Genomic DNA, 24386 nt, shown 5'->3' with positions numbered 1-24386 from the left:
CTGATCTTCTTTCCTTAAGCAGACGAAACTCTGCACTCAGCTCATCACATATATAAAGAAGAGATACTTCACAGACTGTTTTTATCTGCAAAGTACCTCCCACTTCTCTATTGTACATTCTTCAAAATCACACACTGATTACCTCTGGAACGAAAAGCCGATTCAAACTGTGCTCTGTCATAGCTCACAATCCCTTCGATCGGGTCTGCAACAGTCACACTGTCTACACTGTATCCGATCAGTACAACACAATGATCGTTCATCGCCCAGCTGGCTTCTCTTCCATCTTCCGTATTCCAGCTTTCCATTATCTGACGTTCTTCCATACCAATTGTTCCCCATACAACCACGGGGGTTCCTTCACTTACAAAACGATACAGCTGTTCCGGCTCTGATCCTGTCTCGTCCTCTGCTTTCATTGCATTTCCATTATCTGCAAGATAGCCATCTGCTGCCGTCACGATTGCTCCCGCTCCGCAGCTTAATCCATCCGTCTCTGACTGTGGATTTCCTATAAAATAATTGTAAATATCATTTCCATATAAAGTTTCATTGTCTCCGTAATAAGTGTTGGTCCATCCAACTGTCGGTAAATATTCGAGTGCCATTGCCATCTTATCTGCAGAATATCCATAATAATTCAAAGCCATTGTAAGAGATGTGATCTCACATCCAGTAGGAAGCTCCGGCATCTGTCCTGTAAATGCAAAATCAGAAATACAGCTACTCTCCGGAAGGGGTGTCTCTTTCACTATTTCCGCATTTTTTATCTTCTGCGTCTTTGCTGTCGTTTTCTCCACTGCTGTAACAGACTGTCTTGCTCCTTTGATCTGTTCTAATTTTGCTTCTATATATGTAGTATCTTTTAATGTAAATCCTACGATAACGGCGCCAACCAGTATCCCTGCTGCCGCTGCGATCCATTTTGCTGCACTGCGAATCTGCATCCGTACCTCCGTTTCTTAACACTTCTGTAACAATTCCGTCATATATACTACAACTTTTTTCGTGTTTCGTCAAATCTGCGGGGGAGTTTTCACAAATATTTCATAAATGAGAGTTGGCAGCACAAGTAATTCCAGATAGAAGGATTGCCTGCGCAATGGGTGCAGATCCGATAAAAATTAATCTGTCCTGCTGTTTTTTATCAATCGAATGAAATCCTGGCAAATACTATGCCATATATTTCTTCTTCAGTGCTTCCACCTTCGCGGTATAAGCCTCCTGCTGCTTTTTCTGCATGATCTCACTCTTAATCTGCTCTTTTACATCATCAAGCTTCGCATCTTCGGGTTCTTTCTTATCTTCCACTTTGATCAGATGGTATCCAAACTGTGTCTTGACCGGTCCAACCACATGTCCGATTTCTGCTGCAAATGCGGCATCTTCGAATTCTTTGACCATCTGTCCTTTTCCGAATTCGCCAAGGTCTCCACCGTTTGCTCCTGACGGGCAGGTAGAAGATTCTTTTGCAACATCCTCAAATGCTTTCCCTCCACTTACGATGGATTCAAGTAGTTTGTTACATTTGTCTTCGGAATCAACCAGAATATGTTTTGCATGAACAGATGCTCCTTTTGCAAATCTTGCTTTGTTTGCTTCAAAATATTCTCTGATCTCTTCATCTGAAATTGTGATTCCCTCAAAAATCTTGCCGATCGCCATCTGTGCAAGGATATCTTTTCTTGCATTTTCCAGAATTGCTTTAAACTTTTCTGTCTCGTCTAACTTTTCTTCTTCACCATATTTTGCAAGTGCATAAACTGCGATCAGCTGATCAACACACTGTTTGCGGAAATCCGGATGGGATGCGTATACCTGCTGTTCTCTCGGAAGGCTTGCGATAAATGCATCTACCTCTGCTGATGTAATTTCATGTCCGCAGATTACTGCTTCAACTGTTTTTTCCATAATTTCTTTGTACTCCTTTTTTCTCGTAGTGTTTCAATTGTACCATTTCATACGGTGTTAGTCAAAGTTGGTTTTATTTCTATGAAACTTCTCTTCATCTGATATCTTTTCTTTCGACTTCATGTTATACTTCGTTTAGGTATGTTTTTTTAGTTTTTTCATTGGAGGTTATTAACATGTCAAACGAAAGTACAAAAACCAATCAGATTACCGAAGGAGTTATCTGGAAGCAATTATTGATTTTTTTCTTTCCTATTGTAGTTGGAACTTTGTTTCAACAGCTTTATAACACCGTAGATGCTGTCATCGTCGGTCGTTTTGTCGGAAAGGGCGCACTTGCCGCAGTCGGGGGATCTTCTGCCGTTCTTTCCAATCTGATCATCGGATGTTTTACGGGACTTGCAAGCGGTGCATCTGTAATTGTTTCCCAGTTTTATGGTGCAAAGGATGAGCGGAATCTGCAAAAGAGTCTGCATACCGCCTATGCTTTTTCCGCTATTCTCAGTATTGTATTTACAATACTCGGATGGGCCTTAACACCATTTCTTTTGAAGCTCATCGATACACCTGCAGATACACTTGCGGATTCTATTCTTTATCTGCGGATTTACTTTTTAGGTATTTTCGGTACCTTGATCTTTAATATAGGCTCAGCCATCATGCGCTCCATCGGTGATTCCCGCAGACCACTATATTACCTGATCGTCTGTTGTTTTCTAAACATCATCCTCGATCTGGTACTGGTAATCGTATTTGATATGGGAATTGTCGGAGCCGCTATCGCAACCATTATTTCACAGGCAGTAAGTGCAATCCTTGTCACCAATGCACTGATGAAAAAATATGATGACTGCAAGCTTTATCTGAGCAAACTACACATAGACCTTTTGAAGCTGCGTATGGAATTCCGCATCGGTATTCCAAGTGCACTGCAGGCATTTATGTACAGTATTACCAATATCATTATTCAGGCAGCAATCAATGGTTTCGGAACCGATACTGCCGCTGCATGGGCTTCTTTTGGTAAACTGGATGCGCTTTTCTGGACAGTCAACGGAGCATTCGGAATTGCGATCACAACCTTTGCCGGACAAAATTATGGAGCAGGTAAAAAAGAACGTATTTTCAAAAGTGTCCGTATCTGCCTTGCAATGGCTGTGGCTGTGTGCGGAGGGATCGTGCTGTTTTTAGCCATCTTCTGCCGCCCACTGTTCTCAATTTTTACGACAGATCAAAATGTGATCAATATCGGTATTGATATGCTGCGTTTTATGGCACCGTGCTACACTATTTATGTATTTATTGAAGTTCTCTCCGGTGCACTTCGCGGAACCGGCGATGTCCTGCTGCCGACACTGATCACACTTGGCGGCGTATGTCTGATCCGTATTCCGTGGATTATGTTTGTCTTACCGGCACACCATACCACAACCTGTGTAATGCTTAGTTATCCGATTTCCTGGATCACTACCACAGCTTTGATCATACCGTACTACTTATATAGAAAAAAACATGCCTACGATTAAGGAGAATTGAACATGGCCAAATCCGAATCTACCAAATACCGGCTCGCCGAAGCAATGAAAACCTGCATGAAGACCACTTCTGTCGATGATATCACCATCCGCCAGATTGTGGAAGTCTGCGGCGTCACACGCCAGACCTTTTACCGCAATTTTCTTGATAAATACGATCTGATCAACTGGTATTTTGACAAACTTCTTCTAAAATCATTTGAACATATGGGAGAAGGTACCACTGTTTATGACGGACTGGTCAAAAAATTTGAATATTTAAAGGAAGAGCACCTGTTTTTCGCTGCAGCATTCCGCTCTGACGATCAGAACTCTTTAAAAGAACATGATTTTGAACTGATTCTGGAATTCTATTCAAACCTTATTTTCCAGAAAACCGGAAGACGCCCGGATGCAGAAACTTCATTTCTTTTAGAGATGTACTGCCGTGGCTCGATTTACATGACTGTCAAATGGCTGCTTGGCGGAATGAAATTTCCGCCTGCGCAGCTTGCAAAACAACTGGTACTTGGCATGCCGGAAAAACTTGTGCAACTCTTCACTGATTTGCATATTTTGTCTTAAGCTTTTGTATAAATGTTACACTTTTCATATTCTGTAACTTTTTTTACCGCCTTCTTATAGTTAAAATAGTATCAGAAACAAGTGATTTTACCATAAACGAAAAGGAGATATGTATCATGGCAAACAGAATTATGTTAAATCAGACATCTTATCACGGAGCAGGTGCAATCGCAGAGATTGCAACAGAAGCAAAAGCTCATGGTTTCAAAAAAGCTCTTGTATGTTCTGACCCGGATCTGATCAAATTCAATGTTACTTCCAAAGTAACAGATATCTTAGACAAAGAAGGACTTTCTTACGAAATCTACTCTGATATCAAAGCAAATCCGACTATCGAGAACGTACAGCACGGTGTACAGGCTTTCAAAAATTCAGGTGCTGATTACATCATCGCAATCGGCGGCGGATCTTCTATGGATACTTCCAAAGCAATCGGTATCATCATCGCAAACCCGGAATTTGAAGATGTAAGAAGCCTGGAAGGTGTAGCTCCGACAAAGAAACCTTGCGTTCCGATCATTGCCGTTCCGACAACAGCCGGTACTGCTGCAGAAGTTACGATCAACTATGTAGTAACAGATGTAGAAAAGAAACGTAAATTCGTCTGTGTAGACCCACATGATATGCCGATCATCGCTGTTGTAGACCCGGAAATGATGTCCTCTATGCCAAAAGGACTGACCGCTTCAACCGGTATGGATGCATTAACTCATGCGATCGAAGGCTACACCACAAAAGCCGCATGGGAAATGACAGATATGTTCCACTTAAAAGCAATCGAGATTATCTCCAAATCTCTCCGCGGTGCTGTTGAAAACACCAAAGAAGGAAGAGAAGGAATGGCTCTTGGACAGTACATCGCCGGAATGGGCTTCTCAAACGTAGGTCTTGGAATCGCTCACTCAATGGCTCATACCCTTGGAGCAGTCTATGACACACCACACGGTGTTGCATGTGCAATGATGCTTCCGATCGTAATGGAATACAACGCAGACTGCACCGGAGAAAAATACCGTGAAATCGCCCGCGCAATGGGAGTTGAAGGCGTAGATAATATGTCTCAGGAAGAATACAGAAAAGCAGCTGTAGATGCAGTCCGCAAACTCTCTGAAGACGTAGGAATCCCATCCAAACTCGAAGCCCTCAAAGAAGAAGATCTCCAGTTCCTCGCAGAATCTGCCCACGCCGATGCCTGCGCACCTGGAAATCCAAAAGACGCATCCGTAGAAGATCTGAAAGATCTGTTTAGAAAACTGATGTAATCAAAAATTTATATAATCTGGCAAGAAATCTAAAATGATATCCACATTCTAAAAATTGGTATCCCACTTGCTTTTCTTGCCAACCAACTAGAAAAAGCGACCCCCACAAATCCCGCCCAAAGCGGAATTTGCGGGGGTGAATTTTTCAAGGTTATTCCTCCGTTCCTTTTCCCAGGAATTCTGTGTCTACAAGATTCCAGATCTCATCCCGTCCCTGCTTTGTCTCTGCTGAGAAAGGAATCACAACAGTTCCCGGAAGCAGCTTCAGTCCGGTCTTAATTGCCTTTACCTGCTTCTGTACCTGACTTCTCTTCAGCTTATCAAGCTTTGTCGCGATAATGATCGGATTGAATCCCTGATCCACGATCCAGTCATACATCATCTTATCGTTCGCAGATGGATCATGACGGATATCGATCAGAAGGAAGACGGCTCGCAGCTGTTTAGAGCCATGAAGATAACGCTCGATCAGCTTTCCCCACTGTGCCTTCTCCTGCTCGGAAACCTTTGCATAACCGTATCCCGGAAGGTCCACCAGATACATTTCTTCGTTGATATTGTAAAAGTTGATGGTCTGTGTTTTTCCAGGTTTTGCCGAAGTTCTGGCAAGCGCCTTCCGGTTCATCAGTGCATTGATCAGAGAGGATTTACCGACATTGGATTTTCCGGCAAATGCGATCTCCGGCAAAGTGTGATCCGGCAGTTTACTTGTAATTCCACAGACTGTTTCCAGATTTACATTCTTAATTACCATCTTTTTTCCTCCGTGTACGCATAAGTGCGATTTTCAGAACCTCTTCCATCTGCGATACCGGAATGATCTCCAGTCCCTTTGTGATCTCAGAAGAAAGTTCATCCACATCTTTTTTGTTCTCCCTCGGTACAAGTACCGTCCTGATTCCGGCATTCTTTGCCGCCAGGAGCTTCTCTTTCAGTCCTCCGATCGGAAGTACTCTTCCCCTCAGCGTAATCTCACCCGTCATGGCAAGATCAGCACGCACTTTCTTGTCTGTAATTGCAGAGAGCATCGCAGTCGCCATCGTAATACCGGCTGAAGGTCCATCTTTCGGAACTGCCCCTTCCGGAATATGGATATGGATATCATGTTTTTCAAAGAAATCTTCAGCAACCTTATATTTACTGCTGATTGACCGGATATAACTGATTCCTGCCTGCGCAGATTCTTTCATCACATCGCCAAGCTGTCCCGTCAGAATGATCTCACCCTTTCCTGGCATTACATTCACTTCAATCTGCAGGGTATCTCCTCCTACACTGGTCCATGCCAGACCACGGACGATTCCCACCTCATCCTCGGCATTTGCCATCTGATAGGTGTACTTTTCTTTTCCAAGATACTTTTCAATATTCCGCTCTGTTACCTGAACTCTCTTTTTATCATGTTCATAGATCTCTCTGGCAGCCTTCCTGCAGATATTACCAATTTCACGCTCCATCTGACGCACACCGGCTTCCTTGGTGTAGTTCTGCGCAATTTTCCAGATCACGCCCTTGCTGATTGTAAGCTGTTCTTTTGTTAGTCCATGTCTTTCCAACTGCTTTGGAATCAGATGTTCTGTCGCAATATGCAGCTTTTCATTCTCCGTATAACTGCTGACCTCAATTACTTCCATACGGTCAAGAAGTGGCCGGGGGATTGTCTGCAGCGAGTTAGCCGTCGTTACAAATGTCACCTCAGACAGATCGACCGGGACTTCCAGATAATGATCACGGAAACGGTTGTTCTGTTCACTGTCCAACACCTCCAGAAGCGCAGAAAAAGTATCTCCCTTATAGTCTGTGCTGACTTTATCAATCTCATCCAGAAGGAGCAGCGGGTTCTTTACCCCGGCGCTCTTAATACCGTTTGCGATCCGTCCCGGCATTGCACCAACATAAGTTTTTCTGTGTCCACGGATTTCAGCCTCATCACGGACACCGCCAAGAGAAATTCTCACATACGGTTTTCTCAGTGCTTTTGCAAGTGATCTTGCAATGGATGTCTTTCCAGTTCCCGGAGGACCTACCAGACACAGGATCGGGCTGTCACCCTTTTTCGTAAGAGCACGTACTGCCAGAAACTCCAGCACACGTTCTTTAACCTCTTCTAGTCCGTAATGTTCTGCTTCCAGAAGCTCTTTCGCATATGCAATGTCTGTAAAATCCTCGGCCCGCTTATTCCATGGCATTTCCAGCATGGTTTCAATATATGTACGGATCACGCCCGCTTCTGCCGGACTCTGCATGGAATTTTTAAATCTGCTGATCTCTTTTTTCAGCTTTTCTTTTACCTCATCCGGTGCATCCAGCGCTTCTGTCTTCTGTGCAAATTCCTCCGCATCGGAAATTGTAGTATCCTCACCAAGCTCTTCTCGGATCAGCTTCAACTGTTCGCGCATGATATATTCTCTCTGATGCTTATCCACACGCTCTTTCACCTTCATCTGGATCTCATCGCGGATGTTCATGATCTGCATCTCATTGACTAACTTAAAGGAAATAAGCTCATAACGTCTGTCAAAATCAAGTTCTTCCAGAATTTCCTGCAATTCCCGGTAATCCAGAGGCATATTCGCTGCCACCTGATTCACCATCTTTTTCAATTCCGTGATCTCTTTGATCTGGTTTACCATATCTTTTGTGATCTTCGGCATTCTCGCCGCATAATCCAGATACAGATCCCGAAGTCCCCGCGTCATCGCTTCCCGGTTGATCTCGCCTGCAATATCCGGATCACTCTCTTCCGGGATCGTAATATTTGCCCGAAGATACGGATCTGCAAATTCTATTGTATTTAAAACCGCCCGTTCTTCTGCTGATACAAGCACCCGCAGAATCTGTTTTGGCAGTTTGATGATCTGTTTTACTGTCGCAACTGTTCCCACACGGTAGAGATCTGCTTCTCCCGGATTTTCCACTTCCACATCTTTCTGTGTCAGCAAAAAAATCTTCTGGTCGCTTGCCATCGCTTCCTGAACCGCTTCAATCGAGCGTTCCCGGCTGATGTCAAAATGTGCCACCATCTCCGGCAGAATTGTCATTCCCCGCAGGGCAACCATTGGCAGACTTTCTGTTCTGTTCATATAGTTTTTTCTCCTGTTAAATAAAAATGGATGCTTCTGGCCTTAACCGTCAGCACCCATTTCCATACGTCTGATTTTCTTATGCACTTTCCGGTCTTGCTTCGATCTTTTCTGTACTCGGTGCTTTCTCCCCAAGTACTGCCTCTTTTGTCACAAGACAGTATTTCAGATTCTCATCAGACGGTGCTTTATACATGATATCCATCATTACATTTTCCATGATCGCACGGAGTCCTCTGGCTCCTGTCTTACGCTTCAGGGAAGTCTCAGCAATCGCCTCCAGCGCCTCTTTGTCGAATTCCAGTTCCACATCATCCAGCTCCAGAAGCTTCTGGTACTGTTTTACAATCGCATTCTTTGGTTCCGTCAGAATGCGGATCAGATCTTCCTTATCCAGAAGTTCCAGGGATACAGTTACCGGCACACGTCCTACAAGTTCCGGGATCAGTCCGAACTTCACAAGATCCTGTGGAAGAATCTGCTGCAGAAGCCGGTCGATATCTTCCTCATGCCGCTGCGCGATCTGTGCCTCAAATCCAATGGATTTCTTATCTATTCTGTTCTCTATGATCTTATCTATTCCCTCAAACGCTCCACCACAGATAAATAAAATATTGGTGGTATCAATCTGGATCATCTCCTGCTGCGGATGCTTACGTCCACCCTGTGGCGGTACATTTGCGATTGTACCTTCCAGGATCTTCAGAAGTGCCTGCTGAACACCTTCTCCTGATACATCACGGGTAATCGACGGATTCTCAGATTTTCTTGTGATTTTGTCAATCTCATCGATATAAATGATTCCGTGCTCTGCACGTTCAATATCACCATCTGCTGCCTGAATGATCTTAAGAAGAATATTCTCTACATCTTCTCCGACATATCCCGCTTCTGTAAGCGCAGTTGCATCTGCAATTGCAAACGGTACATTCAGAATTTTTGCGAGAGACTGTGCCAGAAAAGTCTTACCGCATCCTGTCGGTCCTACCATCAGGATATTACTCTTCTGAAGCTCCACGCCCAGATCTTTTTCTGCCATAATACGCTTATAGTGATTATATACCGCAACAGAAAGTACTTTCTTTGCTTCGTCCTGTCCGATCACATAATCATCCAGAAATGCCTTGATTTCTTCCGGTTTCAGAAGATTGATATCATCATATGCATTTTCTTCTTCATAACCAAGTTCATCTTCAATGATCTCAGTACATACATCCACACACTGGTCACAGATAAACACCCCATTTGGTCCGGCGATCATCTTGCGTACCTGACTCTGTGGTTTATTGCAAAAAGAACATCTTACGATTTCTTCATATTTTCCTGCCATATTCTTACCTCGCACTTTTTTACACGTAAAGGGAATGTCCCAATAAGGACATTCCCTTTTCCCGTTAACGGCTTGTAATAACCTTATCAATCAATCCATATGCCAAAGCTTCTTCGGCAGTCTTCCAGTTATCTCTTTCCGTATCTGCACAAATTGTCTCATAACTCTGACCTGTATTTGCAGCCATCAATCTGTTCATTCTTTCTCTGATCTTCAGAATATGCTGTGCATTGATCTCAATCTCGGTTGCCTGACCCTGTGCACCGCCTGAAGGCTGGTGAATCATGATCTCTGCATTCGGAAGGGCATATCTCTTTCCCTTTGCTCCGCCTGCGAGAAGGAAGGCTCCCATACTTGCAGCCATTCCCATACACATCGTAGAGACGTCACATTTGATGTAATTCATAGTGTCGTAGATCGACATACCTGCTGAAATTGATCCGCCAGGACTGTTAATATAAAACTGGATATCCTTTTCCGGATCTTCTGCTTCCAGAAACAGCAGCTGCGCTACGATCAGGCTCGCTGATGCATCATTCACTTCGGTATCCAGGAAAATGATTCTATCTTTTAAAAGTCTTGAATAAATGTCGTAAGAGCGTTCTCCACGGCTTGTCTGTTCAACGACATAAGGTACTAAACTACTCATGTAACACTCCTCCTGCTATATTAAAATATGAAACAGATACTTATTTTTCTACGGCATTGTCAACTACAAATGTAATTGCTTCCTGAACTGCCATATCCTGCTTCATCTGTTCTTTTTCTTTGTCGCCCATAAAGCTCTTAAGCTTGTCAGCTTCCATCTGGTAAGCTTCTGCCATCTTAGCGATCTCTTCGTCTAATTTTTCATCTGTGATTTCGATGTTTTCTGCTTTTGCAATTGCTTCAAGAACAAGTCTTGTCTTGATTCTCTTCTCAGCCTGCGGACGAAGTTCATCCATCATCTTGTCAGCTGTCATGCCTGTGAACTGCATGTACTGGTCAAGAGTCAGTCCCTGCTGCTGCATTCTCTGAGCGAATTCATCAAGCATCTGTCTTGCCTGTGTATCAACCATAGCTTCCGGAAGATCCATCTTAGCTGATTCGATGATCGCATCTACAGCTGCATCTTCCTGTGCTCTCTTGCCATCGTTTACTTTCTGCTCTTTGATCTTAGCTTTAATATCAGCTTTTAATTCATCAAGAGTATCGAATTCTGATACTTCTGAAGCAAATTCATCATCAAGCTCCGGAAGTTCTTTTGCTTTGATCTCATGAACTGTGCATTTGAATACAGCTTCTTTTCCTTTGAGGTCTTCTGCATGGTAATCTTCCGGGAATGTAACCTTAACTTCAACTTCTTTTTCCGGTTCTGCACCGATCAGCTGTTCTTCAAATCCTGGAATGAAAGATCCTGAACCGATTGTCAGCGGATAGTTTTCTCCTTTTCCACCTTCAAAAGCTTCTCCGTCTACAAATCCTTCAAAATCAAGGACAACTTCGTCTTTATCCTGTACCGGACGTCCTTCTACTGTGATTGTTCTTGCGTTCTTAAGCTGTTCTTCCTCAAGCTTAGCGTCGATTTCTTTCTGTGTTACGCGGTTAGAATATTTCGGAACTTCGATTCCTTTGTATTCGCCAAGTTCTACTTCCGGCTTTGTAGCTACTTCAGCTGTGAAGATGAACGGTTTTCCTTTTTCGATCTGTGTTACATCGATCTTCGGCTGAGATACGATCTCAAGTCCGCTTTCATCGTATGCTTTTGAATATGCTTCCGGAATCAGAGCGTTTGCTGCATCATCATAGAAGATTTCCGGTCCGTACATCTTTTCGATGAGCTGGCGCGGAACTTTTCCTTTACGGAATCCAGGAACATTAATTCTGCTTTTCTGTTTCTGGTATGCTTTCTGAAGTGCTCCTTCTAATTCTTCTGCTGAAACTTCGATTGTGAGTTTCGCCATATTGTGTTCTAACTGTTCAACTTGTAAACTCATTACCATTTCCTCCTAAATTTACATATGCAAAAAGTCGACAGACTTATCTACATTACAATCATTTTACAAGTATAGCACAACTTCTACAGTTTATCAAGCTCTAAAATTCGTTCTATAAAGCCATTTAATTCCTCATCACCGAGCGACCAGGTATTCCGCCCTTTTTGCGTCACGGTAAAGGTATATTCCTGCTTCTCTCCATACTGCATATCAAGATAAGAACTTCTTAAAAGACTGTATGCACCGGTCATGTAATCCAGCACCATTGCCTCTTTGATTTCTTCATCTGTTCCACTGTACTTTCCTGCATCTTTGTCTGCCTGGATCTTCTCGGACTCTTCCTTCAGCTTCGGCATGAAGCGGGTAAATACATCCACCGGCTGGTACTTTACCGTCACCTCACAGGTCTTACTCCCCGTCTTTTTTACACCACTTACCTGATAACGGGCGGAACTAAAGATCTCTTTGATCAATACACCATATGTCTCAGAAAAGTCATTTTCCGTCTCCACACCATTTAGCAGACAGTCCTGAACAAAAGCATTGATCCCGTTCTCATAGACCTTTTTCAGATCACTGTCTGATGCTCCGAGGATTTCTTTTGCTTCCTGGGTTTGTCCCTGAAAAGTCAGATCCAGGTTCGCCTGCACATATTTTTCCGCCTTTCCTTCATTGATCCCACATCCGGCAAGCAGTGTAGTCAAAAGCAGCACTGCCAGAAACACACTGCCTGCTTTTCTCTTTTTCCAGAAACTACCGTTCATAGACTACCTGCTTTGAAATGGTATCTGCGCTTTCTTTATCCCGCAGCTCGCTGATCAGCGCAAGTGCAAAATCGATCGCGGTTCCAAGTCCCCGGCTGGTTGTGATATGTCCATCTGTCACTGCCGGCTGACAGGTAACTTCCGCTCCGATAAGTCCTTCTTCCATTCCCGGATAGCAGATTGCCTTCTTTCCTTTCAGGATTCCCATTCCGCCAAATACGGTCGGTGCCGCACAGATTGCAGCCAGATATTTTTTTTCTTCATTATGTTTTAGGATCAGCTCTTCAAGACCTTTGTGTTCTTTTAAATGGATTGTTCCCGGCATCCCCCCCGGAAGCACCAGCATCTTCACCTCTGAAAAATCTGTATTTTCAAACAAGCTGTCTGCTTTTACTATAATTCCGTGTGCCCCCTTGATTTCTTCCTGTCCCATGATGGAAACGGTTCTGGTCTCGATCCCGGCTCTTCTTAAAAGATCAACGACCGTAAGACCTTCAATCTCTTCAAATCCATCTGCAAGAAATACACATACTTCATTCATAATCTTGTCCATCCTTTCTTTTTCCTGATGTTCCCCATTGTAACAGAAGCCTGCAAAAATGGCAACTTTCTGCCTTGTCTCCCCTGAAAAACTCCGCTATACTGTTAATGAATGTATAAGGAGGGCTTTCCCATGGAAATTGAACGCAAATATCTGATTCATAAGCTTCCGGATCACCTTGAAGCTTATCCGCACCGCACACTTGAGCAGGCTTATCTATGCACCGAACCGGTTGTCCGTGTCCGCAGAGATGCTGATGACTACATCCTGACCTACAAATCCAAAGGTCTGATGATGCGTGAAGAACATAATCTTCCTCTTACCGAGGAAGCCTACTGCCATCTGCGCGAAAAGGCAGACGGGCGCATTATCACAAAAGAACGCTACTGCATCCCTTACGAAGAGCATCTCACGATCGAGCTTGATGTCTTCGCCGGTGATCTCTCCCCTCTTCTCCTTGCCGAAGTCGAATTTTCTTCCGAAGAAGAGGCAAATTCCTTTACCCCGCCGGACTGGTTTGGTGAGGATGTCACCTTTTCCAGCAAATATCATAACAGTACACTGAGTCAGAAAAAGGATTGAGAAATTTCCCAATCCTTTTTTCTTTCGCAAATGCGCCATCCGGTACATTTGCGACCACATTCTTTTTATTAGTCTTCCAGACCAAATCCGTCATGGATTGCAACCAGTGCACGGTCTGCATCTTTTTCATCGATCAGAACCGTGATACGGATCTCTGATGTAGAAATCATATTGATATTGATATTGGAATTGCTCAGTGACTCAAACATGGTCGCAGCAACGCCCGGATTGCTGAGCATTCCAGCTCCTACGATCGATACCTTTGCAACTTTTTCGTTATAATTCATCTCTTTGATCGTAAGGGCTTCTTTTCTGGCTTCCATAACTTCCATTGCCTCTTTAAGATCATCCTGTGATACAGTAAACGTAATGTCTTTTGTTCCATCACGTCCAACTGACTGCAGAATAATATCTACGTTAATATTATGCTTTGCAAGTGTATTAAAAATCTTAAATGCAGTACCTGGTTTGTCTTCTACACCCATTACTGAAATTCTCGCTGTATTTTTATCTGCCGCAACGCCGGTAATTAACATTTTTTCCACCTTTGCTACCTCCTTGACCAGGGTTCCTTCTTCTGTGTTCAGGCTGGAACGTACAACCAGCTCAACCCCGTATTTTTTCGCCATCTCTACAGAACGATTATGTAAAACCTTTGCCCCTGATGTTGCAAGCTCCAGCATCTCATCGTAGGTGATCTCTTCGATTTTGCGTGCATTCGGTACCACTCTCGGGTCTGCAGTGTAAACACCGTCTACGTCTGTATAAATCTCGCATTTGTCTGCATGCATTGCAGCCGCAAGTGCCACAGCTGTCGTATCGGATCCACCTCTTCCAAGTGTGGTATAGTCTCCATAATGGTTGACTCCCTGGAATCCGGTTACGATCACGACCTTACGGTTCTCCAGTTCATGGGTGATACGGTCTGTATCCACTCTTTTAAATCTTGCATTTCCGTTCCGCGCCGTAGAATGCATCTTTACCTGGAATGCATTCAGCGAGATTGCCGGAACATTCAAAAACTGAAGTGCCATTGCCATCAGTGCCACAGATACCTGCTCTCCCGTGGTAAGGAGCATATCAAGTTCTCGTTTTGATGGATACGGATTGATCTCGGCTGCCTTCTCAAGCAGTTCATCTGTTGTATCTCCCATTGCAGAGAGAACAACGATCACATCATTCCCCATCTGATACTCTTCTGCGCAGCGTCTTGCCACATTAAAGATCCTCTCTTTATCTGCAACTGAACTGCCGCCAAATTTCTTAACTACCAGCATAATTTCCTCCTACAATTCCTGCACTTTTATACTTCTTCTTGTACTCTTATCATATGCAGAATTTCCGGATAAGCTTTTGCTTTTTCCTCATATTCTCCCTCGGTCATCACCGGTGTGACAAAACCAAATTCTCCATTGACCCCTGCCTCTACAAATCTTACTTCACCAAAATCATTGCCGATTCGTTCTTTGAACGCATCCTCATTTCCAAGGATTCGCACCAGGAACTTCTTGCTGGTCTTGCTTCTGTCTTCCAATGTAAGCTTTTCTTCGCTCCAGAAATTCATGATATCTCTGCCCTGATTCTGTACAACTGCCACAATGTCAGCCACAACCGCACTTGCAGTCGGAAGCTTTCCTGCCCCACTTCCGTAGAACATCGCATCTCCCAGCATATTCCCCTTTACAAATACGGCATTAAATACACCATTCACACTGTAAAGCGGATGTTCTGCATGAAGAAGCACCGGTGCAACTCCCGCATAAAGAGTTCCGTCCACATGCTTACATTCAGCAAGAAGTTTGATATTCATTCCCAGAGCCTTTGCATACTGCATATCTTCTGTTGTGATCTTTGTAATACCTTCGGTATAAATTTCTTCAAAATCCACATATTTTCCTGAGATGATCGATGCAAGGATCGCGATCTTCCGGCATGCATCCTGTCCTTCCACATCAGCAGTCGGATCTGCCTCTGCAAATCCATTCTTCTGTGCTTCACGGAGAACCTCTTCATAGTTCGCTCCCTCGTAGAACATCCTGGTCATCATGTAATTGGTTGTTCCGTTCAGGATTCCCGCGATTTCTTCGATCTCATCACCTGTCAGGGATGATCCAAGTGCCCGGAGGATTGGAATCCCCCCTCCCACACTTGCTTCAAAAAGGAAATTCACATTCTTTTCCCGTGCTGTTTTAAGGAGTGCGGATCCATGCTTGGCAACCAACGCCTTATTGGATGTCACAACACTTTTTCCTGCTTCCAGTGCTTTTCTGACAAAGGTATTCGCCGGTTCCACACCGCCCATCACTTCTACTACAATTCCAATCTCCGGATCATTCAGGATAATCTCATAATCATGAACAATCTTTTCCTGGATCTTATCTCCCGGGAAATTTCTCAGATCCAGCACATATTTTACTTCAATTTCTTCTTTTGCCCGTGACGCGATCAGCTTCTGATTTACATCCAGAACCTCTACCACACCAGAACCTACGGTACCATAACCCAATACTGCAATCTTCATCTTTTTGTCTACTCCCTGCCTACGATTTTCAAATAATGCACACCTGAATGCTGTTCAATCTCTTCCACCATCTCCGACAGATTCTTCGTTGTCTGCAACACCTCCACACTGAGCGTCAGTGTTGCCACCCCGTTGATCGGAATACTCTGGTGAATAGTCAGGATATTCGCCTGATACCTTGCCACCGCGTTTAAAAGCTCTGCCATAACCCCCGGTGTATCATCAAGCTGAATAACCATCGTAACAGTCCTTCCTTTTTCATTTTCGTGAAATGGGAAAATATCATCCTTATATTTATAGAAAGAACTTCTGCTGATACCGATCTCTTCTGTCGCTTCCTGAATAGTCATTCCACGTCTGGTTGCGAGCAGTCTCTTTGTCTCGACAACCTTTATGAGCACCTCCGGCACTGCTTTTTTCTTTACCACATAGTACTTTGTATTATCCATTGTTACTCCTCTGTTTCAGATAAGCATTGATAAATGGATCCAGCTCCCCATCCAGAACTGCACTTACATTTCCGGTCTCTTCACCGGTACGGTGATCCTTGACCAGATTGTAAGGATGTAAAATATAGGATCGGATCTGGCTTCCAAAATTGATATCCTGAACTTCCCCCCGGATGCCGGATACCTTTTCTTCCTGCTCCTGCTTTTTCAAAAGATACAGCTTGGCTTTCAACATCTGCATCGCTTTGTCCTTATTAAAAAGCTGCGAACGTTCATTCTGGCACTGCACTACGATTCCTGTCGGAAGATGCGTGATCCGCACTGCAGACGAAGTCTTGTTGATATGCTGTCCTCCGGCTCCGCTCGAACGGTAGGTATCGATCCGCAGGTCGTCGTCATTCAGCTCAATGTCAATATCATCTTCAATATCCGGTATCACATCACAGGATGCAAAAGATGTCTGCCTCTTGCCTGCTGAATTAAACGGAGAAATACGCACCAGACGGTGCACTCCCTTTTCTGACTGAAAATAGCCATATGCATTATCTCCCGTTACTTCAAACGTGATTCCTTTCAGTCCGGTAATATCTCCGTCCTGATAGTCCAGCACGGTTATCTGAAATCCTTTTGACTGTGCATATCTTGTATACATACGATACAGCATATTTGCCCAGTCACAGCTGTCTGTTCCTCCGGCTCCTGCATGCAGTGTCACGATTGCATTGCAGGAATCATATTCTCCCGAAAGAAGCGTCCGGATCCTGAGATCTTCAAATTCTTTTTCAAATTTAGCGATCTCACGCTGGATCTCTTTGATCATCTCCCGGTCTTCTTCCTCTTCCGTAAGTTCAATCAGTGCATTGATATCTTCATATGAACTTTCCAGATCCCGGACCTCCTTCACACAGTCCTGCATTTTCCGGAGTTCCTTCATGATCCTCTGCGAAAGCTCTGTCTTGTCCCAGAACCCCGGTTCTTCTATCTTTCTTTCCAGCTCTTCAATCCGTTTTTCTTTGCCTGCCAGGTCAAAGTGAATCCCTCATTTCCTTCAGGGGTTCTTCATACGCATTTAATGTCTGCTTAAATCCGTCTAATTCAACCACTGTATCACCTCAAATCTCATAAAATTATATAAAAATCCAAACAGTCGTATTTATTTTCTTCCACAGCACTGTTTGTATTTCTTGCCGCTTCCACACGGGCATGGATCATTTGGATATATCTTTTTCTCGGCACGTACCTTTGGACCCTTTGCAACACTGTCATCTTTATTGGTACCGGTTACCTTTGCAACCTGTTCTCTTTCAACCTTCTGTTCTACATTAACATGGAAGAGAAGTCTGACTGTATCCACTTCGATTGCACGTGTCATTTCACCGAACATATCATATCCGATCATCTTGTATTCAACCAGAGGATCTCTCTGTCCGTAAGCCTGCAGACCGATTCCCTGACGTAACTGATCCATATCATCAATGTGATCCATCCATTTTGCATCGATCACACGCAGAAGGAACACACGCTCCACCTCACGCAGATGCTCTGCTTCCGGGAACTGTGCTTCTTTTTCTTCGTATGCTTTTGCAGCACGTTCTTTCAGGAGATGCTTGATCTCTTTTGGCTCTTTATCCTTTGCATCCTCCTCCGTAACCGGCGGAAGCGTTGGAATCACATCCAGAAGTTCACGGTTCATTGCTCCAAGATCCCATTCTTCAAAATCCTGTTCCTCAGAAAGATTGGCATCGACAGTATTTTCCACAAAGTCTGTGATCATATGGAAGATAGAATCTCTCATATTCTCACCGTCAAGGACTCTGCGTCTTTCATCGTAGATGATCTCTCTCTGTTCATTCATTACCTGGTCATATTCAAGCAGGTTCTTACGAATACCAAAGTTATTGCTCTCAATCTTCTTCTGAGCCTTCTCAATCGCACTTGAAAGCATCTTGTGCTCGATCTGTTCTCCTTCTTCTACTCCAAGCTTGGTAAATACATCCATCAGTCTCTCGGAACCGAACAGACGCATCAGGTCATCCTCCAGAGAAATATAGAATCTGGATTCTCCCGGATCGCCCTGACGTCCGGCACGTCCACGCAACTGGTTGTCAATACGACGGGATTCATGACGTTCTGTACCGATGATCTTCAGTCCGCCGGCTGCTCTTGATTCTTCATCAAGCTTGATATCCGTACCACGGCCTGCCATGTTGGTTGCGATCGTAACAGCCCCATGCTGTCCTGCCTGTGCAACGATCTCAGCCTCCAGTTCATGGAACTTGGCATTCAGTACATTATGTTTTACGCCGCGTTTACTGAGCATCTTACTGAGGAGCTCGGAAGTTTCGATCGTGATCGTACCAACCAGAACCGGCTGTTCTTTTTCATGCGCTTCACAGATAGCATCAATAACCGCGTTAAATTTCTCTTTCTTTGATTTGTAAACGGCATCCTCCAGGTCAATTCTCTGTACCGGAACATTCGTCGGAATCTCAATAACGTCCATTCCGTAAATATCACGGAACTCCTGTTCCTCTGTGAGGGCTGTACCTGTCATACCGGATTTCTTCTCATATTTATTAAACAAATTCTGGAATGTAATGGTAGCCAGAGTCTTGCTTTCTCTCTTGACCTTTACATGCTCTTTTGCTTCGATTGCCTGATGAAGTCCGTCAGAATAACGGCGTCCCGGCATGATACGTCCGGTAAATTCATCAACGATCAGGACCTCATCATCTTTTACTACATAATCCTGGTCACGGAACATCAGATTATGTGCACGCAGTGCCAGAATGATGTTGTGCTGGATCTCCAGGTTCTCCGGGTCAGCAAGGTTCTCAATATGGAAGAACTTCTCAACCTTCTTCACACCCTCTTCGGTCAGGTTGATATTCTTTTCTTTTTCATTGACAATGAAGTCTCCGGTCTCTTCGATCTCTTCTCCCATAATGGCGTTCATCTTAGAGAATTCCCCGCTTGCTTCACCTCTCTCCAGCTGTCTTGCCAGAACATCACATGCTTCGTAAAGTCTGGTTGACTTTCCACTCTGTCCGGAAATGATAAGCGGTGTTCTCGCTTCATCGATCAGAACTGAGTCAACCTCATCGATAAGTGCATATTTCATACCGCGCTGTACCAGCTGTTCTTTGTAGATAACCATGTTATCACGGAGGTAATCGAAACCAAGTTCATTATTCGTCACATAAGTGATATCGCAATTATACGCTGCACGTCGTTCATCATTATCCATCTGGTTCAGAACAACTCCAACAGTCAGTCCCAGGAATTCATGAACCTTTCCCATCCACTCAGCATCACGCTTTGCCAGATAGTCGTTGACTGTTACAATATGCACCCCTTCTCCGGTCAGTGCATTTAAGTATGCCGGCAGTGTAGATACAAGTGTTTTACCTTCACCGGTCTTCATCTCGGCAATACGGCCCTGATGCAGGATGATACCCCCGATCATCTGTACACGGTAGTGGCGCATTCCAAGTACACGGACAGCTGCCTCTCTTACAACAGCAAACGCTTCCGGAAGAAGATCGTCCAGTGTCTCTCCTTTTGCAAGCCTCTCCTTGAATTCTTTCGTCTTTTCTTTCAATTCCTCATCGGAGAGCTTCTGCATCTCCGGCTCCAGCGCATCAATATGATCCACGATCGGGTAGATTCGCTTCAATTCATGTTCGCTGTGCGTTCCAAATATCTTTTCAATAATTCCCATTTTATTAAGCTCCTTATATTCCTTGCTTATCACTTCTGTCTGAAGTGTTTTGCTTTTTTCCGCTATAGATAGACAGTATCCATTGTAGCACCATTTCTTTTATTCTTCAATCAGTTTATTTCACCGGTTCTGTCAGCTTGGCATACGGAATCTTACCGCCAAAAAGATCCAGTGCACTGCCGATCGTATAGTCCAGCTTTTCCCCGCTGATCCGTGCAAACTCCCGCAGATCCTCCATGCTTCCAATTCCACCGGCATAGGTGATCGGAAGTCCGTTCCACGCCGCAAGCATCCCGACCAGATCCTCCTCTGTACCAGATGCTTTTCCTTCTACATCAACCCCGTGAACCAGAAATTCATCACACCATCCGGACAGCTCTTCCAGAACCTCCGGTATCAGTCTGAGCTCAGTAAATGTCTGCCATCTGTTGGTTACAATATAATAACTGTTCTCGCGCCTCCGGCAGCTGAGATCCAGTACCAGATGCTCTTTCCCTACTGCCTTTTTCAGCCGGTCCAGCCGGTCATACCGCACCTGTCCATCCTGAAATACATAGGATGTAACGATCACATGACTTGCCCCTTCCTCCAGATACTCTGCAGCATTTTCTGCAGTAATTCCTCCGCCGATCTGCATTCCGCCCGGATAGGCATGTAGTGCTTTCAGTGCCTGTGCCTTTGTCGCATCATAGTATTCCGATGCCGGCGGATTCAGCAAAATAATGTGTCCTCCGGTAAGTCCATCTTTCTTATACCTTGTCGCATAATAATCTGCATCCTGTCTGGATATGTAATTTTCTACCGCTGCATTTCCCGCATCTTTCAGGCTGCCACCCACAATCTGCTTGACTGCACCGTTATGAATATCTATACATGGTCGAAATTTCATGAAGTCCTCCGCTTTTTCTGTTGATCTCGTCTTTACATACCGTCATATTGTATCACACCCACGGACATTTTACTACCTTTTGTCTGTAAAAAAGGCAAGACTTTTCCGCAAAGTCTTGCCTTTTCCCTATTCCTGACCATCTATTGTATGATTATCATTTACATTCCGGTCCTCTGTCCTGTTTCTGGTCATATCATCGACTCCGTCTTCCACATCATCTACTGCATCCTCAATACCATCTCCGATATCGTTTGTGACATCATTTACCGTTCCATTCTGATTCGTCCCACCGGTATTCGTATCCGGATTTGCAGCGTTATCACCATTTCCACACGCCGTAATTCCTCCCATCAGCATCACACAGGTAAAAACCAGAACCATTCTTCTTAGATATTGCATGTTGTAATTCTCCTTTTTCTGTAAAATACTTGTACTATTACTATCCGCAGAAAAAGGATTTTTATACTTATTTTTAAATTTTTTCGATGATCTGACCACTTCTGTAAGCATCCAGCAATGCCTCCAGATCCGCGATCCGTTCCTTCAGTACTTTTCCAACATCAGTATCTCCTACCGTCTTGCGTTCGAGTGTCCGTTTTACGATCACACTGTCCGAATGGATATCTCTTTCTTTTTCAATAGCTGCCTCCGTCGATTCAAACGGATCATGCGCCGCAAGGATCAGTCCATAGGAATTATAGATCAGCGTGTATCCTGCAATTCCGGTTTCTTTCTGGTACGCTTTTGAAAATCCGCCATCAATAACAAGCACTTTTCCACCACATTTGACCGGATTCTCTCCATTTTTCGTTTTCACCGGAACATGTCCGTTGATGATATGGGAAATTTCTCTGTCCAGGCCAAATTCATCCAGAATTCCGTTCATCACATTTTCATCTTCAAGAAGAAGATAATACGCATTCTTTTTCTCTTTCCACAGCTCCTTTTCTGCAAGGAAATAACGCTCAAAGGTCGCCATTTTATCTTTGCCGAAAAGAGGAGAATTCGCACCCTGCCAGATATACCACATCAGGTCACGCCCTTTTTTCTTTTCATCCGGATCTACCGCAAAAAATCCTTTTCTCACATAGGACTCCATCACATCATAAAGTGTCCTTCCCTGATAGCTTTTACCGTATATCTTTACCTTTCTGAGTGATCCGTCATCATTCAGTGGAACACAGCCGTGATACAGCAGATTGGAATTGTAAATCTTGTAAAGACTTCCTTTGTTCAAAAGGAAACGCATATGCCTCTGCAATTTTTCACAGCTCTGGAACGCTTTTACCAGGCGGTTCATGATCTCTTCTTCTTCAGCTGAAAGCTGATATGGATTCTTCGGATCTATTGTCGGAAAATAATCATCCAGAAGCTGATAGATTTTTCCTCCTATCGTTATAGTCCCTTCCTCGTAGTTGATCTTATCCAGAAAGTTTCTTCTCTGGAAACCAAATTCCGGATAAAGCTCTGCTGCCTGTCCTTCTACTTTGAACTGGATAACAGAAATTGCCTTGTGCATTTTCATATTCAGTTCCATCTCCTGTGGTTTGCAGTTGTCCTGCCCTTTTAATAAAAAGCATTCACAGGGATCTTTTGCATACTGTTTCCACGCGAAAGTTGCAAGTGGAAGCAGATTGATCCCATATCCATCCTCCAGAATATCCAGATTCCCATAGCGGGCACAGATACGGATTACATTCGCAATACAGCATTTCTGCCCCGCTGCCGCTCCCATCCACAGGATATCATGATTCCCCCACTGGATGTCCACCGAATGATACTCCATCAGCTTGTCCATGATCAGATGCGGTCCCGGACCTCTGTCGTAAATATCACCGACAATATGCAGGTGATCCACAACCAGACGCTGGATCAGTTCACACAAGGCTACAATAAATTCCTCCGCTCTTCCGATCTGGATAATTGTACTGATGATCGAATTATAATATGATTCCTTATCTGTCATTCCTGACTTTTCTGTGATCAGTTCCTCGATCACATATGCAAAATCCTTCGGGAGTGCTTTTCTGACCTTCGATCTGGTATATTTGCTCGCCGAACGTTTTGCTACCTCGATCAGACGGTACAGCATGATCTTGTACCAGTCATCCATATTCTGTTCTTCTTCCCGGATCCGCTCCATCTTCTCCCGTGGATAGTAGATCAAGGTTGCCAGTGTCTGCTTGTCCCGGCTGCTCATTGTGTTTGCAAATACATCATCGACCTTGCGCTTTACCGAACCCGATCCGTTCTTCAGCACATGTGCAAACGCTTCATATTCTCCGTGAATATCCGTCAGAAAATGTTCCGTTCCTTTTGGAAGATTCACGATTGCCTGTAAGTTAATAATTTCTGTGGACGCAGCTGCGATTGATGGAAATAATTCCGACAGCCCTTCCAGATATTTCTCCTCTAATGCTTTCATAACTTCCTCCCTCTTGTATAAAAGCTTTTTCTGCTTACAGTCCGATCACATCACTCATATCGTACATTCCTGCCGGTTTTCCAGCCAGGAATTTGGCAGCTTCAACTGCACCTTTTCCAAAAATTGCTTTTGAATATGCAGTGTGGTGGAATTCGATCACTTCATCTGCCCCCGCAAAGATGACGTCATGCTGTCCAACGATCGTACCTCCACGTACTGCAACGATCCCGATTTCGTTTTTCTCACGTTTTTTTCGTTCATGGCTGCGGTCATAATTGTATACATACTGGTCAGCCATCGCTTCATTAATCGAATCTGCAAGTGCGATCGCTGTTCCACTTGGAGCATCAACTTTCTGATTATGATGTTTTTCTACAATTTCAATATCAAAGCCTGCCGGAGCAAGAACCTTTGCTGCATCCTTTAAAAGCTTCATCAGAAGATTGACTCCCAGTGACATGTTTGCAGAACGGAGAACCGCAACTTTTTCTCCTGCTTCTTTCACCTTTGCAAGCTGTTCCTCAGAAAGTCCTGTTGTGCAAAGAACAACCGGAAGAGTTTTCTCCACACATACATCCAGGAGCTCATCAACTGCTGCTGCGTTTGAGAAATCAATCACAACATCTGCCTGCACATCACACTCTGCAAGGCTTGTAAATACCGGGTACGGATTCTCGATTCCGGTGAATTTATCAATACCTGCCACGATCTCGATCACATCATCCTCCTTTACAAGTCCCGAGATCACCTGTCCCATTTTTCCGTTACATCCATGCATAATTGCCTTAACCATTTTGTATTCCTCCTTGTTATCTCCATTTTCTTGTGTATCT

The 24386-nt window shown here is 44.1% G+C and carries 22 protein-coding genes; 4 read left to right on the top strand and 18 right to left on the bottom strand.

What is annotated here, in order from left to right; translation table 11 throughout:
- Positions 1-107 precede the first annotated feature (107 nt).
- Both PG418_RS12825 and PG418_RS12820 read right to left on the bottom strand, forming a co-directional pair.
- Positions 108-947: a C39 family peptidase gene (locus PG418_RS12825; protein WP_022220930.1), complete on the bottom strand. Its 840-nt coding sequence runs from the start codon at positions 945-947 to the stop codon at positions 108-110.
- Between the two features lie 226 nt (positions 948-1173).
- Entirely contained in the window at positions 1174-1911 is a 738-nt protein-coding gene (locus PG418_RS12820) for a peptidylprolyl isomerase (RefSeq protein WP_498837483.1), read from the bottom strand.
- A gap of 176 nt (positions 1912-2087) precedes the next feature.
- On the opposite strand from PG418_RS12820, the gene PG418_RS12815 reads away from it, so the two are divergent.
- The 3 genes from PG418_RS12815 (at position 2088) to fucO (ending at position 5272) form a co-directional block, all read left to right on the top strand.
- Positions 2088-3437 carry an MATE family efflux transporter gene (locus PG418_RS12815; RefSeq protein WP_173690276.1) on the top strand — a complete coding sequence of 450 codons (1350 nt, stop codon included), beginning with the start codon at positions 2088-2090 and terminating at the stop codon, positions 3435-3437.
- A 12-nt stretch (positions 3438-3449) separates the two neighbouring features.
- Complete coding sequence (locus tag PG418_RS12810) at positions 3450-4010, top strand: TetR/AcrR family transcriptional regulator C-terminal domain-containing protein (protein WP_008374533.1); 561 nt, start codon at positions 3450-3452, stop codon at positions 4008-4010.
- A gap of 116 nt (positions 4011-4126) precedes the next feature.
- The gene (gene fucO, locus PG418_RS12805; protein ID WP_227119948.1) at positions 4127-5272 is read left to right on the top strand and encodes a lactaldehyde reductase; all 1146 of its coding nucleotides are present in this window, start codon (positions 4127-4129) and stop codon (positions 5270-5272) included.
- Between the two features lie 151 nt (positions 5273-5423).
- Here fucO and yihA read toward each other — a convergent pair whose 3' ends face one another.
- From yihA to PG418_RS12770, 7 genes are all read right to left on the bottom strand, one after another.
- Complete coding sequence (yihA, locus tag PG418_RS12800; protein ID WP_008374529.1) at positions 5424-6026, bottom strand: ribosome biogenesis GTP-binding protein YihA/YsxC; 603 nt, start codon at positions 6024-6026, stop codon at positions 5424-5426.
- Positions 6016-8355, bottom strand: coding sequence for an endopeptidase La (gene lon, locus PG418_RS12795; protein WP_498837482.1), 2340 nt, complete (start codon positions 8353-8355; stop codon positions 6016-6018). Before lon ends, yihA begins: the two co-directional genes overlap by 11 nt.
- A gap of 79 nt (positions 8356-8434) precedes the next feature.
- Positions 8435-9685, bottom strand: coding sequence for an ATP-dependent Clp protease ATP-binding subunit ClpX (gene clpX, locus PG418_RS12790; RefSeq protein WP_008374524.1), 1251 nt, complete (start codon positions 9683-9685; stop codon positions 8435-8437).
- Positions 9686-9749: 64 nt separating this feature from the next.
- On the bottom strand, positions 9750-10334 hold the full coding sequence (clpP, locus tag PG418_RS12785) for an ATP-dependent Clp endopeptidase proteolytic subunit ClpP (protein WP_008374523.1): 585 nt from the start codon (positions 10332-10334) through the stop codon (positions 9750-9752).
- Between the two features lie 40 nt (positions 10335-10374).
- The gene (tig, locus tag PG418_RS12780; protein ID WP_055246719.1) at positions 10375-11661 is read right to left on the bottom strand and encodes a trigger factor; all 1287 of its coding nucleotides are present in this window, start codon (positions 11659-11661) and stop codon (positions 10375-10377) included.
- A gap of 83 nt (positions 11662-11744) precedes the next feature.
- Positions 11745-12425, bottom strand: coding sequence for a hypothetical protein (locus tag PG418_RS12775; RefSeq protein WP_055261079.1), 681 nt, complete (start codon positions 12423-12425; stop codon positions 11745-11747).
- Entirely contained in the window at positions 12415-12966 is a 552-nt protein-coding gene (locus PG418_RS12770) for a DJ-1 family glyoxalase III (protein ID WP_008374514.1), read from the bottom strand. The genes PG418_RS12775 and PG418_RS12770 overlap by 11 nt, the downstream gene beginning before the upstream one ends.
- Before the next feature lie 132 nt (positions 12967-13098).
- On the opposite strand from PG418_RS12770, the gene PG418_RS12765 reads away from it, so the two are divergent.
- Positions 13099-13548 carry a CYTH domain-containing protein gene (locus tag PG418_RS12765; protein ID WP_498837481.1) on the top strand — a complete coding sequence of 150 codons (450 nt, stop codon included), beginning with the start codon at positions 13099-13101 and terminating at the stop codon, positions 13546-13548.
- Between the two features lie 68 nt (positions 13549-13616).
- Here the strand turns inward: PG418_RS12765 and PG418_RS12760 are convergent, their stop codons facing one another.
- The 9 genes from PG418_RS12760 to dapB all read right to left on the bottom strand — a co-directional run bounded on the left by PG418_RS12760 (position 13617) and on the right by dapB (position 24346).
- A complete protein-coding gene (locus PG418_RS12760; protein WP_008374509.1) occupies positions 13617-14825 on the bottom strand; it encodes an aspartate kinase in 1209 nt (402 codons plus the stop codon).
- 26 nt (positions 14826-14851) lie between these two features.
- On the bottom strand, positions 14852-16069 hold the full coding sequence (locus PG418_RS12755) for a homoserine dehydrogenase (protein WP_022220282.1): 1218 nt from the start codon (positions 16067-16069) through the stop codon (positions 14852-14854).
- 8 nt (positions 16070-16077) lie between these two features.
- Complete coding sequence (locus PG418_RS12750) at positions 16078-16518, bottom strand: ACT domain-containing protein (RefSeq protein WP_008374505.1); 441 nt, start codon at positions 16516-16518, stop codon at positions 16078-16080.
- Positions 16511-17621, bottom strand: a protein-coding gene (prfB, locus tag PG418_RS12745) for a peptide chain release factor 2 (protein WP_117556961.1) whose coding sequence is annotated in 2 segments (ribosomal slippage) — positions 16511-17545 and positions 17547-17621 — 1110 coding nt in all. Because the reading frame shifts where the segments join, the coding sequence is not laid out codon by codon here. The genes PG418_RS12750 and prfB overlap by 8 nt, the downstream gene beginning before the upstream one ends.
- A gap of 50 nt (positions 17622-17671) precedes the next feature.
- Positions 17672-20239, bottom strand: coding sequence for a preprotein translocase subunit SecA (gene secA, locus PG418_RS12740; protein WP_055156979.1), 2568 nt, complete (start codon positions 20237-20239; stop codon positions 17672-17674).
- Between the two features lie 115 nt (positions 20240-20354).
- Positions 20355-21128, bottom strand: coding sequence for a phosphoribosylformimino-5-aminoimidazole carboxamide ribotide isomerase (hisA, locus tag PG418_RS12735; RefSeq protein ID WP_498837480.1), 774 nt, complete (start codon positions 21126-21128; stop codon positions 20355-20357).
- 126 nt (positions 21129-21254) lie between these two features.
- Complete coding sequence (locus PG418_RS12730) at positions 21255-21527, bottom strand: hypothetical protein (RefSeq protein ID WP_498837479.1); 273 nt, start codon at positions 21525-21527, stop codon at positions 21255-21257.
- Positions 21528-21600: 73 nt separating this feature from the next.
- Positions 21601-23553, bottom strand: a complete 1953-nt coding sequence (locus PG418_RS12725) for a fructose-1,6-bisphosphatase (protein WP_173692251.1) — start codon at positions 23551-23553, stop codon at positions 21601-21603.
- Between the two features lie 34 nt (positions 23554-23587).
- Positions 23588-24346: a 4-hydroxy-tetrahydrodipicolinate reductase gene (dapB, locus tag PG418_RS12720; RefSeq protein ID WP_022220287.1), complete on the bottom strand. Its 759-nt coding sequence runs from the start codon at positions 24344-24346 to the stop codon at positions 23588-23590.
- Positions 24347-24386: the final 40 nt, after the last annotated feature.

The organism is Bariatricus sp. TF06-38A (assembly GCF_027690675.1).
In the GTDB taxonomy this organism is placed as follows: domain Bacteria; phylum Bacillota; class Clostridia; order Lachnospirales; family Lachnospiraceae; genus Allocoprococcus; species Allocoprococcus comes.
This window is presented reverse-complemented; position numbering and strand designations above follow the sequence as displayed.